18 protein-coding genes are annotated in these 16,964 nt (G+C 67.1%); 9 read left to right on the plus strand and 9 right to left on the minus strand.

Annotated features, from left to right (window positions below; translation table 11 throughout):
• Nucleotides 1-17: 17 nt before the first annotated feature.
• A complete protein-coding gene (locus ON43_RS18960) occupies nt 18-995 on the plus strand; it encodes a COX15/CtaA family protein (protein WP_373283458.1) in 978 nt (325 codons plus the stop codon).
• Nucleotides 996-1,001: 6 nt separating this feature from the next.
• Here ON43_RS18960 and ON43_RS18965 read toward each other — a convergent pair whose 3' ends face one another.
• Nucleotides 1,002-1,496 (minus strand): acyl-CoA thioesterase, encoded by a 495-nt coding sequence (locus ON43_RS18965; protein ID WP_063712578.1) that lies wholly within the window; start codon nt 1,494-1,496, stop codon nt 1,002-1,004.
• 128 nt (nt 1,497-1,624) lie between these two features.
• Here ON43_RS18965 and ON43_RS18970 point away from each other — a divergent pair, with 128 nt between their 5' ends.
• From ON43_RS18970 to ON43_RS18990, 5 genes are all read left to right on the plus strand, one after another.
• The gene (locus ON43_RS18970; protein ID WP_218003297.1) at nt 1,625-2,275 is read left to right on the plus strand and encodes a class I SAM-dependent methyltransferase; all 651 of its coding nucleotides are present in this window, start codon (nt 1,625-1,627) and stop codon (nt 2,273-2,275) included.
• Nucleotides 2,276-2,388: 113 nt separating this feature from the next.
• The gene (locus tag ON43_RS18975; protein ID WP_051178686.1) at nt 2,389-3,561 is read left to right on the plus strand and encodes a serine hydrolase domain-containing protein; all 1,173 of its coding nucleotides are present in this window, start codon (nt 2,389-2,391) and stop codon (nt 3,559-3,561) included.
• Nucleotides 3,562-3,696: 135 nt separating this feature from the next.
• The gene (locus ON43_RS18980; RefSeq protein ID WP_086007977.1) at nt 3,697-6,072 is read left to right on the plus strand and encodes an MMPL family transporter; all 2,376 of its coding nucleotides are present in this window, start codon (nt 3,697-3,699) and stop codon (nt 6,070-6,072) included.
• Between the two features lie 25 nt (nt 6,073-6,097).
• Nucleotides 6,098-7,153, plus strand: a complete 1,056-nt coding sequence (locus ON43_RS18985; RefSeq protein WP_157514108.1) for a hypothetical protein — start codon at nt 6,098-6,100, stop codon at nt 7,151-7,153.
• Nucleotides 7,154-7,232: 79 nt separating this feature from the next.
• A complete protein-coding gene (locus tag ON43_RS18990) occupies nt 7,233-7,619 on the plus strand; it encodes a hypothetical protein (protein ID WP_157514109.1) in 387 nt (128 codons plus the stop codon).
• Nucleotides 7,620-7,635: 16 nt separating this feature from the next.
• On the opposite strand, the gene ON43_RS18995 is transcribed toward ON43_RS18990, so the two are convergent.
• The 3 genes from ON43_RS18995 to ON43_RS19005 form a co-directional block, all read right to left on the minus strand.
• Complete coding sequence (locus tag ON43_RS18995) at nt 7,636-8,478, minus strand: acyl-CoA thioesterase (RefSeq protein ID WP_083913528.1); 843 nt, start codon at nt 8,476-8,478, stop codon at nt 7,636-7,638.
• A 122-nt stretch (nt 8,479-8,600) separates the two neighbouring features.
• The gene (locus ON43_RS19000) at nt 8,601-9,473 is read right to left on the minus strand and encodes a class I SAM-dependent methyltransferase (RefSeq protein WP_040809311.1); all 873 of its coding nucleotides are present in this window, start codon (nt 9,471-9,473) and stop codon (nt 8,601-8,603) included.
• 60 nt (nt 9,474-9,533) lie between these two features.
• A complete protein-coding gene (locus ON43_RS19005) occupies nt 9,534-10,352 on the minus strand; it encodes a class I SAM-dependent methyltransferase (RefSeq protein WP_040809313.1) in 819 nt (272 codons plus the stop codon).
• A gap of 72 nt (nt 10,353-10,424) precedes the next feature.
• On the opposite strand from ON43_RS19005, the gene ON43_RS19010 reads away from it, so the two are divergent.
• Nucleotides 10,425-11,015 carry a TetR/AcrR family transcriptional regulator gene (locus ON43_RS19010; RefSeq protein ID WP_040809315.1) on the plus strand — a complete coding sequence of 197 codons (591 nt, stop codon included), beginning with the start codon at nt 10,425-10,427 and terminating at the stop codon, nt 11,013-11,015.
• Between the two features lie 141 nt (nt 11,016-11,156).
• The gene (locus ON43_RS19015) at nt 11,157-11,528 is read left to right on the plus strand and encodes a limonene-1,2-epoxide hydrolase family protein (RefSeq protein WP_040809382.1); all 372 of its coding nucleotides are present in this window, start codon (nt 11,157-11,159) and stop codon (nt 11,526-11,528) included.
• A 3-nt stretch (nt 11,529-11,531) separates the two neighbouring features.
• Here ON43_RS19015 and nagB read toward each other — a convergent pair whose 3' ends face one another.
• Genes nagB through ON43_RS19040 form a run of 5 tightly spaced genes read right to left on the minus strand, consistent with a single transcriptional unit; the run spans nt 11,532 to nt 16,605 of the window.
• Nucleotides 11,532-12,314, minus strand: coding sequence for a glucosamine-6-phosphate deaminase (gene nagB, locus ON43_RS19020; RefSeq protein WP_040809317.1), 783 nt, complete (start codon nt 12,312-12,314; stop codon nt 11,532-11,534).
• A complete protein-coding gene (locus tag ON43_RS19025; RefSeq protein WP_040809319.1) occupies nt 12,302-13,468 on the minus strand; it encodes an N-acetylglucosamine-6-phosphate deacetylase in 1,167 nt (388 codons plus the stop codon). Before ON43_RS19025 ends, nagB begins: the two co-directional genes overlap by 13 nt.
• Complete coding sequence (gene ptsP, locus ON43_RS19030; RefSeq protein ID WP_040809321.1) at nt 13,465-15,120, minus strand: phosphoenolpyruvate--protein phosphotransferase; 1,656 nt, start codon at nt 15,118-15,120, stop codon at nt 13,465-13,467. Before ptsP ends, ON43_RS19025 begins: the two co-directional genes overlap by 4 nt.
• Nucleotides 15,110-15,373 (minus strand): HPr family phosphocarrier protein, encoded by a 264-nt coding sequence (locus tag ON43_RS19035; RefSeq protein WP_040809323.1) that lies wholly within the window; start codon nt 15,371-15,373, stop codon nt 15,110-15,112. The genes ptsP and ON43_RS19035 overlap by 11 nt, the downstream gene beginning before the upstream one ends.
• Nucleotides 15,370-16,605 carry a PTS transporter subunit EIIC gene (locus tag ON43_RS19040; protein WP_040809325.1) on the minus strand — a complete coding sequence of 412 codons (1,236 nt, stop codon included), beginning with the start codon at nt 16,603-16,605 and terminating at the stop codon, nt 15,370-15,372. The genes ON43_RS19035 and ON43_RS19040 overlap by 4 nt, the downstream gene beginning before the upstream one ends.
• Nucleotides 16,606-16,731: 126 nt before the next feature.
• Here ON43_RS19040 and ON43_RS19045 point away from each other — a divergent pair, with 126 nt between their 5' ends.
• Nucleotides 16,732-16,962, plus strand: a complete 231-nt coding sequence (locus ON43_RS19045; protein WP_281033324.1) for a PTS sugar transporter subunit IIB — start codon at nt 16,732-16,734, stop codon at nt 16,960-16,962.
• Nucleotides 16,963-16,964: the final 2 nt, after the last annotated feature.

Consider the following 16,964-nt stretch of genomic DNA (forward strand, 5'->3'; position numbering starts at 1 on the left):
CCCGCTACCATCGGTGCGTGCTGACTCGCGCCTTCCAGCGACTTGCCGATCTGTTCCCGATGCCTTCCCTGCGGGTGCAGCGACTCATCGCGCTCCTGGTCATCCTGACCCAGGCCGGAATCTCGGTGACCGGCGCGGTCGTCCGCGTCACCTCCTCGGGTCTGGGCTGCCCCACCTGGCCGCAGTGCTTCCCCGGCAGCTTCGTGCCGACCGCGGTGGCCGAGGTACCGGTGCTGCATCAGGTGGTCGAATTCAGCAACCGCATGCTGACTTTCGTGGTCTCGCTGGCCGCGGCGGCGATCGTGCTCGCGGTGACGCGGGCGCGGCGGCGGCGCGAGGTGCTGGTGTACGCGTGGCTGATGCCCGGCGGGACCGTGCTGCAGGCGGTGATCGGCGGTATCACCGTGCGCACCGGACTGCTGTGGTGGACGGTCGCGGTGCACCTGCTGGCCTCGATGCTGATGGTGTGGCTGGCGACGCTGCTGTGGGCCAAGATCGGCGAGCCCGATGACGGCATCGCTACCGTGCAGGTGCCCAAACCGCTGCGGGTGCTGACCGTATTGAGCGGTCTCGCGCTGACCGCCACGCTCATCGCGGGCACCCTGGTCACCGGTGCGGGTCCGCACGCGGGTGACAAGAGCGCCGCAAAGCCGGTCGAACGCCTTCAGGTCGAGATCACCACCCTGGTGCACCTGCACGCGGAACTGCTGGTCGCTTATCTCGCGCTGCTGGTGGGCCTTGCCTGCGGCCTGGCCGCGGTCGGCATGAACAAGACGATCTACACCCGCCTGGTGGTGGTCATCGCACTGGTCCTCGCCCAGGCCGGCATCGGCATCGTCCAGTACTTCACCCACGTCCCGGCCGCCCTGGTGGCATTCCACGTCGGCGGCGCGGCCGCCTGCACCGCCGCCACCGCCGCCCTCTGGGCCGCCATGCGCACCCGCGAAGCGCTACCCGCGTCGACCTCCAAGCCCGCGGGCAAAATCAGCGCCTGACCTCCGCTACGCGCCCGGACCGCCGACCGGCGCCACACGCGGCCGGGCAATCGGCGGCCGCAGCAGGGTGGGCGGGGCTGTCGGCAGCTGCCCGGGAGTCGCCTCGATCAGCGGCTGCCGATACACCATCTGCGTCTCGGTGACCTCGGCCCGCCCGTGCGGCGTCGCGGCGCCGAGCTCGTCCAGATTCACGAACACGATCTTCTCGATGGTGAGCACCGGCTGCCCGGTCCCCTTGTTGCGCACCTCGCAGCCCAACGTGATGGAGGTGCGCCCGAATTCGCGCACCACGACCCCGAGCTCGATGACATCGCCCATCCGCACCGGATTGATGAAATTGATCTCCGAGATGAACTTGGTGACCAGCCGCGAATTGTTCAACTGCCCGGCCGCGTAGATCGCGGCCTCCTCGTCCAGCCAGGCCAGCAGCGTCCCGCCGAACAACGAGCCATTCGGATTCAGATCCTGCGGCTTGATCCAGCGTCGCGTGTGGAAAATCATCGAAAGTACCGTCCTTCTTGTCCCGTGAGTGGAAATCGAGCGGTACAGCCGAACGCAGCGTACTCCCGCTTGACCAGCCCCTTTCCCCCGGCTCGCCCCCGCCACCCGGTCCGGGCAGGATGAACGATGTGACTCGGCTGATCGACGACGCCCACCTGGAAAAGACTGCGGTAGTGGCGAATTCCGCGATGAACCGAGACCGTCGACTACCCGCCTACCGCCGCGAGCTCGGCTTCGACCCGATCGCCTGGCTGACCGACCGTCCCGGTCCGCAGCGGTGGCTGGATGTCGGGTGCGGCAGCGGACATGCACTGTTCGAGGCCGCCGACGCGATGTCCGGGGCTGTCGAGATCGTCGGGCTCGATTTGGTCGGCTACTTCGGCGGTAACGCGCGGCCGGGCATCGAGTTGGTCACCGGGTCGGTGCTGAGCTGGGAGCCCAACGCACCCTTCGACCTCATTACCAGCGTGCATGCCCTGCACTACGTGGGCGACAAGCTGGCGGCGCTGACCCGGATGTCCGCATGGCTCACGACTGATGGGGTGCTCGCGGCGAATTTCGAGACCGCTTCGATTCGTGATGCCGACGGGGCTCCGCTCGGCAGGCGTTTGGGTTCGGCGTTGCGACGCAACGGGTTCGGCTACAACGCGCGGACGCATCGGCTCACGCGGACCGGAAACGCACTCCCCCAGTGGGATTTTCAGTACGTGGGTGCCGATGCCCAGGCCGGGCCCAACTACACCGGGCAGGATGCCGTGGCCTCGCATTACCGGGGCTGATTCGGCCGCCGGTCGGTTCTCGCGTCTCGGGGTGTGCACCGAGGGTTTCCCCCGACTCTCATTACCTATCGAGGGCGATGTCCGAGTTGCTGGGGGCGAACTAGCATCCGGTCATGAGATCCGCCAAGCTAGCGCGCAAGAGCCTTGTCGGTCGAATCGCGGCCGCCGGAACCGTCGTCGGAGTTCTCTGCGCGGCGGCGGCATGTGGCGACGATCCCGCACCGAACGCCGGGCCGTTGTCTGCTTCGGGGCGCGCCGACGTGCAGAAAGCGCTGGATTCCGCAGTGGCGGCGGGGATTCTCGGGGTGCAGGTGGTCGTCACCGAACATGGCCGCGAGTGGACCGCGACGTCGGGTGTCGGTGATATCGCCACCGGTGCCCCGTTCCCGCCGGGCGCGCACGTGCGGATCGGCAGCAACACCAAGGCATTCGTCGCGACCGTCGCGATGCAGCTCGTCACCGAAGGCTCCGTCGATCTCGACGCGCCTATCGGACACTATCTCCCCAGCGTGGTGCAGGGTCCCGGCATCGACGGAAACCGCATCACCGTCCGAAACCTGATGCAGCACACCAGCGGCCTGCCCGAATACCTGGAACTCCCCGAACTCCAAGATGATTCGGAAGACGCCCTGACCAAACACTTCGACACCGCCGACCTGGTCCGCCACGTCATGACCTACCCCGCCCACTTCGAACCCGGCGCGAAAGCCGAGTACAGCAACACCAACTACCTGCTCGTCGGCATGCTCGTGGAAAAGGTGACCGGCCACACCGTCGCCGATGAGGTAACCCGCCGCATCACCGCCCCGTTGGGCCTGCACGAGACCTACTTCCCCGCCCCCGGCGACACCGACCTCCGCGCTCCCCACCCCCAGGGCTACGAACAGGTCGACGGCAAACCTCTCGACGTCACCAGACTCGACCCTTCCTGGGCAGGCAGCGCCGGCGAGCTGATCTCCACCGCAGCCGACACCAACCGTTTCTTCACCGCCCTCCTCACCGAATCCCTGCTCCCCCCAACCCAACTCGCCACCATGCGAGCCAACCCCCAACCCCTCACCAATCGCCCCGGCTACTCCTATGGCCTCGGCCTCACCACCGCCCCCACCCCTTGCGGCATCCAGATCTGGGGCCACGGCGGCTCCATTCCCGGCTTCAGCACCTTCAACGCCGTCACCCCCACCGGCCGAGCCGTCACCCTCATCGCCAACCTCCGCGCCTCCGACCCCGGCCCCGTCGAAGCCCTCCAAAAGGCTTTCGACACCACCCTCTGCGCCGCCGACTGACTCTCACCCGCATTCTGAGAGAGCGTTGTGGGGGCGGTAATGAACTGAACAGGAATGGTGGGTTCGGGGGTGGCGGAGGTGTTTTCGGGTGGATCTCGTCAGTAGCGTTCGGGGCCTCGAAGGGGAGGTTCCGTGGTGTTCACTCGGTTGGGAGACGTGGTCTTTCGCTTCCGATATGGCGTTATCGGGGTTGTCGTGGGAGCTCTGCTCGCACTCGGGGCGTATGGACTGGGGTTGGAGGATCATCTCAGTCCGGGCGGGTTGGATGATCCGACCTCGGAGTCCGCGCGGGCCGCGCAACTCGCGGATGCGGCCTACGGGCGCAGTCATCTCTCGGATGTGCTGGTGCTCTACACCACTCCGGAAGGTGGGAGCATCGACGATCCCGCGTTCAGCCGGAAGATCATCGACAATCTCAATCGCCTGCCCAAGGACCATCCCGATCAGATCGACAAGGTCAACGGCGCGTACTGGAAGACCGAAACCGGGGATTACGCACCCACTTTGGGAACGGCCGATAAGCAACACGCGTTCGCCTCGGTGGCGATCAAGGGCGACGACGACAACACGACCATGCGCCATTATCGAGAGGTCAAGGACGCCTTCGCTATTGACGGCGTGACCGTGCAGGTCACCGGGCTGCAGCCGATCGCGGGGACGCTGTTCGACACCATGGCGCAGGATCAGCGGCGGATGGAGGTGCTGGCGCTGCCGGCCGTCGCGGTGTTGCTGTTCCTCATTTTCGGGGGCATCGTCGCCGCGTCGCTGCCGCTGATCGTGGGCGGGCTGACGATTGTCGGAGCCTCGGGCGTCGTCATGGCGATCACGAAGTTCACCGACGTGAACTCCTTTGTGAGCGCGGTCGTTTCGATGATCGGGTTCGGTCTGGCCATCGACTACGGGCTGTTCATCGTCAGTCGCTTCCGGGAGGAGCTCGCCGAAGGCTACGACACTCGCGCGGCGGTGCGGCGCACGGTGATGACGGCCGGGCGCACCGTGGCGTCCTCGGCCACGATGATCATCGCGGCCAGTTCGGGCATGCTGCTGTTCCCGCAGGGATTCCTCAAATCGGTGGCCTACGGCACGATGGCGGCCGTGCTGCTGGCCGCGATCACCGCGATCACGCTGCTTCCGGCGATGCTGTCGGTGCTGGGTCCGCGGGTGGACAAGCTCGGGTGGAAACGGCTGCGCAAGACGAAGACCGCCGCGGAAGTCGAGCATGGCATCTGGGGCAAGCTCACCGCCTGGGTGATGCGGAATCCGCTCAAAGCGTTGGTCCCGCTGACGATTCTGCTGCTACTGCTGATCATTCCGGTGAAGAACCTGGCGTTCGGCGGTCTCGACGAAACCTATCTGCCACCGGACAATTCGACTCGGCTGGCGCAGGCCGACTTCGACCGGCTCTTCCCGGTGCGCAAGGCCGATCCGATCCAGCTGGTCATCGTCACCGACAATCCGCGCAGCATCGGCGCGATCATCTCGCAGGCCAATCACGCCCCCGGGCTCGCCGCACGCGCCGGCTTCGAGATCAAGGCCACGCCACCGAACGGGTCCAATGTCTGGACCACCTCCGCCGCGCTCGCCGACAACAACAATGCCGGGCAGACGATCGACTACCTGCGATCCATGGAAATCCCGGACGGCGCAACAGTTCTCGTCGGCGGTCAGCCCGCCATCCAGCAGGACAGCGTCGACTCGCTGCTGAGCCGCATGCCGCTGATGATCCTGATGGTGTTGTTCGTGACGATGGTGCTGATGTTCCTCACGTTCGGTTCGGTCGTGCTGCCCATCAAGGCCGCCCTGATGAGCGCCCTCGGCCTCGGCTCCACCCTCGGCATCCTGACCTGGATCTTCATCGACGGACACGGCGCTTCCCTGCTGAACTTCACCCCGGGCCCGATCACCTCACCGGTACTCGTCCTGATCATCGCGATCATCTACGGCTTGTCCATCGACTACGAGGTATTCCTCCTGTCCCGCATGGTCGAAGCCCGCACCCGCGGCGCGAGCACCACCGAAGCGGTCCACATCGGCACGGCCCAAACCGGCCGCATCATCACCGCCGCCGCCCTCATCCTGCTCGTCGTCACCGGAGCCTTCGCCTTCTCCGATCTGGTCATGATGAAATACATCGCCTTCGGCATGGTCTCGGCCCTCTTCATCGACGCCACGGTCCTGCGCATGCTCCTGGTCCCCGCCACCATGAAACTCCTCGGCGACGACTGCTGGTGGGCACCGACCTGGATGAAGAAAATCCAGCAGAGGATCGGCCTCGGCGAACCACTCCTCGACGACGAACTCCCCGGCGGCGGCGAGATGGTGAACCTGGCCGAAACCACCCCGATCACCGACCCTGTGACCGAACAAATCGCCCTGCTGCCCAACGGGATCCCGGCCACCGGGCCACGATCTTCCCGCAGGGTCCGTCCCCGCAGAATCAACAGCGACGCACCGACGGTTAGACTCGACGACACCGGCGCCGGTCTGCCCGAAAATCCGGTGGCCCGATAGCTCGACGGCACCCTAGGGTCGCGCGGTGACTGAAATCGGAAGCGGCGACCCTGGCTCGCCGGTGGAACCGGTTTGGGCGGCGCCGGATTCACTGCTCGGCTTGATCCAACGGGGACGGGGCGCCTCCTATCGCATGGCGCTGACCGAGCGGGAGGCTGCTGCGGAGTTTGTGGTCGATGCGTTGATTCCGTTCCATCGCCATCCCGACGGCGAAGGATCGGTCGACGACGTGCTCACGCTCGCCGACGACCAACAGCTTCGCTGCATGGTCGGTCGCTACTGCGACTTTTCGAATCCCCTGTGGCCCGAGTGGCGATCAGCGAGTCCGCGAATGGAGCGGATCATGGCGGCCGAAGAAGGCAAACGGCAGGTACCGCGGACAGGACCGGGGGTTGGGAGCTCCGCGCGCCTGGCTGCCGACCGACAACGAATATTGGCCGCTGCGGCGGACGCGGGGCTGACATGGCCTGCTTCATCGGGCGAACTCTCGGATGAGCAATGGGAGACAACGCTTTTGAGGGTTGGGCCGCAACTGCTCGAGGACGAGTCCTTGCCGATGGCGTTCCGGGGCGCGATACGCCGGCAGATGAGACACCTGCGCCCAGCCCACGCACTGGTGTGGGCCAGGGCGAACGCTGATTTGGATACCGATACCGGCTATTACGCGCTGTTACGGCTCGCCGAGGTCGGTGAGGAATCCGATGTGCATCGATTGTTCGAGTATCTGACGGCTGCCTGCGCGGCTGGCAATGAGCACATCGGTGCACAGTGTGCCCTCGTTGCCGGGCTCACGCGGCTGAGCTACGCACCTGCGACAGCCACCATCGAGGGGTTGTTCGACAGCACCGTTTACTCGTATCTACGGAGGCGGTGTGCCGTCGCATTAGCCGGTCTCTCAACGGATTTCGCTCGCGGTAGGGCGGTGGAGTGCCTCACCGACTGTGAATCCGAGACGCGTGGGGTCGGGATCGCTTCTGTCGATGTGTCGGTTTCGGGGGTTCGGGAAGCGTTGATGCGAGTTGCCGGGGATGCGATGGAGGAGGACGAGAACCGGCGGGCTGCGGCTGTAAGGGTTCTTTAAGGGAGATATTGGGGGCCGTGAATACCTTCAGTCTCGTCGAAACAGAGTTCCGGGCAACCGGATTCGTATGGAGGTTGTCATGGGTTCTTTCAGTGGTGGACGTAAGGTTGCGGCGGTTGTCGGCGCGCCGGTGGCGGCGGTTGCGGTGGGGGCGGCGGCCATGGCGATGACGGCGGCGCCCGCGCAGGCGGAGGCGGATCATCCCGGGGCTTGCATTGTGGTGCAGAATCATGCGGGGCGGACTACCACGGTCAGCATGAATTACCCGGCCGGATACAACGGGGACTGGACCATTTACCCGAACGAGTTGAGTGTGCTGCTGTACAACGGCGTCGCGGTCAAATCGCCGACCGGCAAATTCAACATTCAGAAGGATTCGGATCTGCAGGCGGTGTGGAATTACGAAGGTAATCGCGATCGCGATAAGGGTTGCAATGGGTCGTGGGTTGTCACGCTGAACAGCTGACGGCGGGGGCGCAGTATCAGCCGGCGGGGCGCATCAGGCCGTGGGCGGTGGCGGAGGCGACCAGATCGCCTGTGCGGGTGAAGATCTGGATTCGGCTGTACATGCGGCTGCTGCCGGCGAAGGGGCTTTCGCAGCGCAGGAGCAGCCAGTCGTGCAGGGTGAACGGGCGGTGGAAGGTGATGGTCTGGGCGAGGAGGGCGGAGGTGCCGCGGCCGCCGCGGCGGGTGATCTCGTCATGGGGGTAGGGGCGCAGGGCTACGGGGCCGAGGAAGCCCTCGCTGCCGTGGGCCAGGAGGGCCCGGGCGATGCCGGGCAGGTCGGGGGCCTTGTCGCAGCGCATCCACAGGTCGAGGGTCGGGGGGCCCGCGAGGTCGGGGGCGAGGGCGTCGGCTCCGCCGAAAGTCCGCACCTCCCACGGCAATAGCGCGCAGGGCAGTTCCTGGCATTGCTCGGGTGCGGGGACGGTGGCGGGGAGTTCGGCGTGGTGGTCGAGGAAGTCGGGTTCATCGATGCTGAGCATGACCAGGGCCCGGGCGTGTTCGCGCGCGTCCTGTCGGAAGGTCACCTGGACGGTTGCCAGCGCGCGGCCGGACTGCACGACCTCGACGTCCACCTCGACCTCGCGCCCGGCATCCCCGCCACGCGGGAACACCCCGTGCAATGACTGGACGGCCATGTGCGGCACCGTGCGCTCGGCCGCGACGACAGCCTGGGCGAGGGTTTGGCTACCGAGGGTCGTCGGCAGCGTCGAGGTGACATTGCGGGCCAGGAAGCGGCCGGGACCGAGTTCGGTCAGCTCGAGCGCATCGAGCAGATCGCCCAGCTCCACGGTCGGCCACATATGCGTTCCACCTGCCATGGCGACATGCTCGCACAGGGCCCGACCCGCGAATTTCGAAGGTACGGCCATTCCCGCTGAGCGGGACAACCATTCGCGCAGACCGTGTCACCGATGCCAGGCCTATTCGAAAGGCCTGGTGATCAGCCGCGGTCGGCGACGACCAAATGGCCGCTGCTGAGGAATGAGCCGCGCTTGCCCTCGACACCGGCCTCACGGGCGATCGTGAGCAGATCACGATCGCTCGTGACGGTGAAGCCGCGATCGGTCAGCACGGTGGCCATGGCCTCAGGAGTCCAACTGGAGCGCTGTGGTTCACGAGCCATGGGATTGGTGCGGCCGGTGAAGGACAGCAGGACTTCCATGGCTCGCCGACCGTAGTGGTAGAGGCGGTTGGGAGTCGGGTAGGTGACGATCAGGCGGCTGCCCGCGGCGCTGCGCTTGGCCACCTCGGTCACCGTCTCCCCTACTTCCGCGGGAGTCAGGTAGGGCACGACACCCTCCCAAATCCAAGTGGTGGGCCGCGATTCGTCGTGGCCCGCCTCGGTCAAGGCGGCGCCGAGTGAGTCCTTGCCGAAATCGACCGGGACGAAACGCACCGACGCCAGCGGCTCCCGCTCGCCCAGGCGTTCTCGCTTCTCGGCCTGTGAGGCAGGGTGATCCACCTCGAACACCGTGATCCCGGCCAATTCCGGCATGCGCCAGGCGCGCGCGTCCAGACCCGCTCCCAGGATGACCTGTTGCGGAAGTCCCTTCTCCCGCACCGCATCATCGATCGCGACGGTGCGGGCGGCGAGGACTTCCGAAGTGGCGGAGACGAATTCGTACTCCACGCGGGCGCCGAACGCCTTGGGCACCGCCCCGGCGCGCAGTTGCTCGACTATCTCGCGCTCATCATCGCGGAGGAGGTCGACCGCGACCGGATCGGAGAATCGCCCCACCCCCAGTCGCCCGTCCGCCACGGCACGGCCCTGGCAGACCAGGATCGCCGTCCGACTCGCTGCACGCTCGGTCATGCGCCCATTATCTGCGCCCAGGCCACGGCACGCGCGACGGCACGAAGGTGGTGGTGTCGGTCAGGCGCGCGTGGCGGTGATGACCGTGGTGGCGTAGGAGATGGTGAAGCTGCCGCCCATGGTGTCGATGGCGGCCCCGATGCCTGCCACGACGGAGGCGAGGATGTCCGGGGCGACGACGGTCAGTGCGCCGTGGGTGGGGATCTGGTCGAGCCACTCGTCGCGCGAATAGGTTCGCTGCCAGTCGAATTGCCATTGTTCGGGGGCGGTGAAGGCTTGGGCGGCGACGATACCCGCGGCCGCCTTGTCATGGATTGCCTGGTAGAGCTCCAGGGCCGGGCGGTCGGCTACGAGGGAGGCCGGGGATTCGGGGAGGAATTCGCGGTAGACGGCGGCGAAGGCGGCCTGGGCTTCGGACGGCATTTGAGGGACGTTCCAGAACGCGGCGAAGCGACCGGCGGGCGCCAGGACGCGGGCGGCTTGTGCCGCGCCGGCGACGGGATCGACCCAATGCCAGGCGGTTCCGGAGATGACGGCATCGAAAGTGCGGTTCGCGGGATCCCATGCCTCGAAGGTGCCGATCTCGACCTCGATGCCGGTGTCGCGGGCGAAGGCGGCCATGCGGGCGTCGGGTTCGATGCCGAGCACCGCGCACCCGGCATCCCGGAATTGGCGGGCCTCGATGCCTGTCCCGCAGCCGACATCGAGTACTCGCTTTCCCGGCAGGTCGGCCAGGATGCGCTCGATCATGGCGGCGGGATAGGCGGGGCGGGTGCGGTCGTAGCGGATCGCGTCCGCGCCGAAGGATTCGGCCACATCCCGGGCGCGATGGGGGCTCTGATCGGCGGGTTCGGGCGCGGACGACGGTAGAGTGACCATGCGCCCACTTTAAGTGGGCACTTGCCCACTCTGCAATGGCGCGTGGGTTCGCTCAGAGAGAAGGAGTGCGGGGTGCCCACCGGGGTGGCCATTCGCGATGTGCGGGAGCAGTTGTTCGATGCGGCGGAGCGGATTCTGTTGCGCGAGGGGCCCAGTGGGCTGACGAGCCGTTCGGTGACCGCCGAGGCCGGATGCGCGAAAGGGGTGCTGCACAGGCATTTCACCGACTTCGACGGCTTCCTCACCGAGCTGGTCGAGGATCGGATCGCGCGGGTGGAGCGACTGGGTGCGGCATTGCGGGACAAGGCCGGGGACGGTCGGGTGGCCGAGAATCTCGCCGAGGCACTGACCGGGGTCTTCGAAACGGTCGCGGTGGCCATCGTCAGCCTGGTGACCTACCGCGACGAGTTGCGGGCCCGCCTGCGGCAACGTAGACCCGTCGGTTTCCCTATCCTCGGTGAAGCGACCACACTCATCGCGCAATATCTCGCCGCGGAGGTCGAAAAGGGCCGCATCGCAAGCACTGTCGACACCGAACTGCTCGCGACCATGCTGATCGGTTCGGCGCACCTGCTCTTCGCCGACCGCACCGCACCGCGCCCCGAGACCGAGGCCGTGCGCGCCATGGTCGCCACGGTGCTGGCCGGCACGCTGACGTCCTGAAACGGTGAGACATCAGCCAGCGAGAGTCTCACCGCGAGACCGGTATTGACACCCTCATGACCGGCGGGAAATTTTGCCTCCAGCACGTCAGGTCTTCAGCAGGAAAGGTCTCCCACCGCAGTGAGCATCGATCACACGACCCTGTCCCCCGCCGCGGTCGTGACCGCGTTGTGCGCCGAATGGCGCACCGGCACACCGGAATCCATTGCCGAGTTCTTCACCGACGACGCCGTCTACCACAACATCCCGATGGACCCGTTCGTCGGCAAGCCCGCGATCCTGGAGTTCCTGCGCGGCTTCATCGGCAGCTTCGGCGGCATCGACTTCGACATCCACCACCAGGCCGTCACCGGCAACGTCGTGCTCAATGAGCGCACCGACCGGTTCACCATCGGCGACAAGCACATCGAGCTGCCGGTGACCGGGGTGTTCGAAGTGCGCGACGGCCGCATCGCGGCCTGGCGCGACTACTTCGACATGGCCCCGTTCACCGCCATGCAGCAGGAGGGCTGAGCGTCAGAAGCTCTGCCAGGAGGGCTTGTTCTCCACCGCGAACCGGTAGTAGTCGACGGCCTTCAGATTCGCCGCCGCGTCCGGATCGACGATGACCGTGACGTGCGGATGCATCTGCAGGATCGACGCCGGGCAGAACGCCGAGACCGGGCCCTCCACCGCGGCCGCGACCGCCTCGGCCTTGCCCGCGCCGGTGGCGATCATGAGCAGATGGTCGGCGTCGCTGATGGTTCCGAGCCCTTGGGTGAGCACGTGGGTCGGCACCTGCGACAGATCGTCCTCGAAGAACCGCGCGTTGTCCTCGCGAGTCTTCGGAGTCAGCGTCTTGACCCGGGTACGCGAGCGCAGCGACGATCCGGGTTCGTTGAATCCGATGTGCCCGTTGGCCCCGATGCCCAGGATCTGCACCGAGATCGGTCCGTTCTCCGCGATCCTGCGCTCGTAATCGGCTGCGGCGGCCGGGATATCGGCGGCGTTGCCGTCGGGGCTGTTGACGTTGGAGTCCTCGAAGTCCACGTGCGCGGTGAACTCGTCACGAATGAACTGCCGGTAGGACTGCGGATGCCCGGGCGGCAGCCCGATGTACTCGTCGAGCAGGAACGCCTGCACCCCGGCGAAACTGAGCCCTTCCTCCCGGTGCTGGCGAATCATCTCCTGATAGGCACCCAGCGGTGAGGAGCCCGTGGCCAGTCCGATGGCGCGGGCACCGCGGCGCACATGGTCGGCCATGATGCGGCCGGCCAGCACTCCGGCCTCGGCCGCGTTATCGGTGATCACGAGTTCCATTTCGCTCCGTCCTTGTATACGTCGACAGGGTTGAGGTGGTGGTCGGTGACCAGCACGTCGGCACGCATCCCTGTGTGCAACGCGCCGATCTGGTCGGCCATGCCCAGTAGCCGGGCCGGGGTGGCGCAGGCGGCGGTCGCCGCGGCGCTCAGGTCGATTCCGGCGTGGAAGACCGTGCGGCGCAGCACGTCCGACGCGGTGGCGGTGCCACCGGCGATCGGGCCCTCGCCGTGCGGGTCGTAGATCCGCGAGACGCCGTCGGTCACCACGACGTCGAGGCTGCCGAGCTGGTAGCGCCCGTCGGGCTGTCCGGCGGCGGCCATGGCGTCGGTGATCAGCGCCAGGTTGTCGGGCCCGATGGTGTCGAAGACCATGCGCACGGTGCCGTCGGCCAGGTGCACGCCGTCGGCGATGACCTCGGCCACCACGTCCCCGCGCCCGGCCGCGGCCATGGCGGCGGTGAGGAAGTTGGCGTCGCGGTGCGCGAGTTCGGGCATGGCATTGAACAGGTGGGTGATCGAGACCCGCCAGCCGCGCCGCATGGCGTGCACGGACCGGTCGTAGTCGGCGACGGTGTGTCCCAGGGAGAGAATCACATTCGCGTCGGCGAGCACATCGGCGAGGGCATCGAAATTGTCGGTTTCCGGGGCGATGGTCACCGACACGATGCGCCCGCCCGCATAGTCGATGAGACGCTCCAGCAGTGCCGGGTCGCCGGGCAGGATCCGTTCGGGGTCGTGGGCGCCGCGCCGGTGCTCGCTGATGAACGGACCCTCGAGGTGGATGCCCGCGAGCAGGCCGTCGTCGATGCCCTTGCCGAGCACGTCGATGCGTTCGCGCAGTTCGGCCTCGGTGGCCGAGACCAGGGAGGCGACCAGCGTCGTGGTGCCGTGCGCGCGATGGAATTTCGCGGCGATGGCGACGCCCTCGGGATCGGTTTCGGGGAACCCGTATCCACCGCCGCCGTGGCAGTGCACGTCGATGAGTCCGGGCAGGATGATCGGCGGCTGAACAGCCACGTCGGGCAGGTCACCGCCGAATCCCGTTGCCGGGCCGACATAGTCGAGCCGCGGTCCGTCGAACGACACCACCCCGTCGGCGAGTTCGCCCGCCTCGGTGAGGGTGACGACCCGGCCGCGCAGGGTGGTCCTCACTTATCTCGCCCCAATGCCCTCTGTGCGGCGGCCAGGGCGTCGTCCGCGGTGCGGGCCGAAAGTACCGCGGCCGCAGCGGCTTTGCATTGTTCCAGGGTGACCTCGGCCAGCCGCGCCCGCACCCCGGCCAGGGATCGTGGTGCCATCGACAGCGTTTCGACGCCGAGACCGACCAGCACGCACGCGAAGTCGGGATTGGAGGCGGATTCGCCGCACACGCCGACCTTCACCCCATGGGTGCTGGCCCCGGTGACCACCATGGCGATGGCCGCCGCGAGCGCGGGCTGCCACGGATTGTGCAGCGCCGCCAGCGAGGACGACATGCGGTCCGCGCCGAACAGGTACTGCGACAGATCGTTGGTGCCGATGGAGAAGAAGTCCACCTCGGCGCCCAGTTGCCCGGAACGCAGTGCGGCGGCCGGGATCTCGACCATGACACCGCGCGTCTCGAGCCCGGCCTCGGCGGCGCGGGCGGCGAAATATCCGGCCTCCTCGACGGTCGCGACCATCGGGGCCATGACCTTGACCGGTGTGCCGGTCTGCTTGGCCGCGGCCTCGATGGCGGAAAGCTGGTCGAGCAGCGCCCCCTCATCGACGCTGCTCAACCGCAGGCCGCGCACTCCCAGCGCCGGATTCTCCTCGGCCGGCAGGTTCAGGAACGGCAGCGGCTTGTCCGATCCGGCGTCGAGGGTGCGGACCGTGACGGGACGGTCGCCCATGACGCGGAAGATCTCGGCGTACTGGTCCGTCTGCTCGGCGACCGTGGGGGCCGATTTGCGGTCCAGGAACAGGAATTCGGTCCGGAACAGGCCGACGCCCTCGGCCCCGAGTTCGACGGCGAGCGCGGCATCGGCGGCCGAGCCGACATTCGCCAGCAGCGGCACGGCGTGCCCGTCGGCGGTGCGGCCGGGACCGGTCGGCGCGTCCGCTCGGCGCGCACGGAGAGCGAGCACTTCCTCGCGACGCGCCGCGGTGGGTTCGATCTCGACGACACCGGCGGTGCCGTCGAGGACCACCTCGGTGTCCTCGGCGATCCCGACCGCGTCCGGGGCGGCCACAATGGCCGGAATCCCCAGTGCCTTGGCCAGAATCGCGGTGTGCGAGGTGGGTCCGCCGGCCACGGTCAGCAGCCCGAGCACCTTGGCCGGGTCCAGCGTCGCGGTATCGGCGGGCGCCAGGTCATGTGCGGCGAGCACGAAAGGAGTTGCGCTGTCCGGAATTCCGGGCGGCTCCACTCCCAGCAGCTCGGCCACCACGCGCTGGCCCACATCCTTCAGATCCGAGGCCCGCTCGGCCATCATGCCGCCGAGCGCGGCCAACTGCGCCCCGAAGTGCGCGACCGCCTCGGTGACCGCGTGCGCGGTCGGGGTCCCGCCCCGGATCTCGGCGCGCACCTGATCCAGCAGCGCCGGATCGGCGGCCAGCGCCGAGGTCATGAACAGGATGTCGGCCGCGGGCCCCTTGGCATCGAGCGCCTGGGCCGAATACCGCGCGGCGACGGTCTCGAAAGCTGCTTCCGCGCGGGCGATTTCGGCCTCGACGTCGCTCCCGGGCGCGTCATTCGGGCTGGTGACCGGCGCGGGCGCCAGCCACTTGACCGAACCGACGGCGATCCCGGGAGCGGCGGCGACACCGCGCACCTCACGCGTCAAGATCTGTCTCCAGCATCTCGACCAGCTTATCCAGGGCCGCCTCGGACCCGTCCTCGGCGTGCAGGGTGACGGTGTCGCCCTGCTTGGCGCCCAGGGTCATCACCTGCAGCAGGCTGTTGGCGGCGATGGGATCCTTGCCGTCCACCGAGATCCGCACGGGGACACCGGCTTCCCCGGCGGCCTTGGCGAACAGGGCGGCGGGTCGGGCGTGCAGACCGGTCTTGGACGCAACGACGGCGGTGCGTGTGATCATGCTGCGACATTCTCCTTTTCGGTTTCCGCCTCATCGTCCTCGCGACCGGGGGTCTTCAGGTTCCAGCGCTTGATGATGAAGCTGAAGGTGACGTAGTACAGGGCGGCATAGCCGAGGCCGATCGGGATGAGCAGCAGCGGATGGGTCGCCTTGCCGAAGTTGAGCAGGTAGTCGATGGCGCCCGCGGAGAAGGTGAATCCGTCGTGGATACCGAGCGCGTTGGTCAGCGCCAGCGAAGTGCCCGTAAAGATCGCGTGGATCAGCAGCAGCGGCCAGGCCACGAAGATGAACGAGAACTCCAGCGGCTCGGTGATACCGGTCAGGAACGCGGTCAGGCCGGTCGACAGCATGATACCGCCGATCATCTTCTTGTTCTCCGGCTTGGCGTGGCGCCAGATGGCCAGCGCGGCGGCGGGCAGGCCGAACATCATGATCGGGAAGAAGCCGGTCATGAAGGTGCCGGCGTGCGGGTCGCCGTGCAGGAACATGGCGATGTCACCGTGGTAGGTCTGCCCGCCGGTGGTGTAGTCGCCCAGCACGAACCAGACCACGGAGTTGATGATGTGGTGCAGGCCCAGCGGCAACAGCATCCGGTTGGCGAACCCGAAGATGCCGCCGCCGACGACCGAGTTGTCGGCGACGAAGTTGCCCAGCGAGGTCAGCCCGGAGTTGAAGGCCGGGTAGATGAACGACATCAGCACGCCGAGCACGACGGCCGCGCAGGCGGTCAGGATCGGCACCAGGCGGCGGCCCGAGAAGAAGCCGAGGTAGTCGGGCAACTGGGTGCGGTGGAAGCGGGTCCACAGCGTCGCCGCGGTAAGACCGATCACGATGCCGCCGAGGACACCGAAATTCACCAGCGCCTGAGCGCCTTTCGCGTCGACCTTGCCTTCCAGCACGACCGGCGACATGGCCTTGAGCACGCCGTTGAAGGCGAGGTAGCCGACGACCGCGGCGAGCGCGGTGGAGCCGTCGGCCTTCTTGGCCCAGCCGATGGCGATGCCGACGGCGAAGAGTAGGGGCAGGTTGTCGATGAGCGCGCCACCTGCGGCGGCGAGAACATCGGCGACAGTCTTGAGCGCGGACCAGCGGCCGAGCATGTCGTCCTGTCCTAGACGCAGCAACAGTCCGGCAGCGGGTAGCGTGGCAATCGGCAGCATCAAGCTGCGGCCGAGCTTCTGCAGTCCCGATAGATCGAGCTTCTTGCGAGAGCTCTCGACGGCATCGGCCATGGGTGTGGTCCTCAGTCTGTGAATGGAGTCACGAGTACTGTTCAGCGTCAGTTACCGTGACTGGTTATAACCAGACATATACTGGTTATAACCAGTTTTGTCTACTCGACACGCTCGGAGGAAATCATGTCGAAAGCGAATCAAATCGTTGAGGGCCTGGGTGGTCTCGACAACATCATCGAGGTGGAGGGGTGCATCACCCGCCTGCGCTGCGAAATCAAGGACGCCAGCAAGGTGGACGAGAAGGCGCTGAAGGCGGCCGGTGCGCACGGTGTCGTCAAGGCCGGTGCCGCGGTGCAGGTTGTGGTCGGGCCCACGGCCGACGCCCTGGCCGAAGACATCAACGACATGCTCTGAGC

Origin of the sequence: Nocardia concava NBRC 100430 (genome assembly GCF_000308815.1) — a bacterium.
Classification (GTDB): Bacteria; Actinomycetota; Actinomycetes; order Mycobacteriales; family Mycobacteriaceae; genus Nocardia; species Nocardia concava.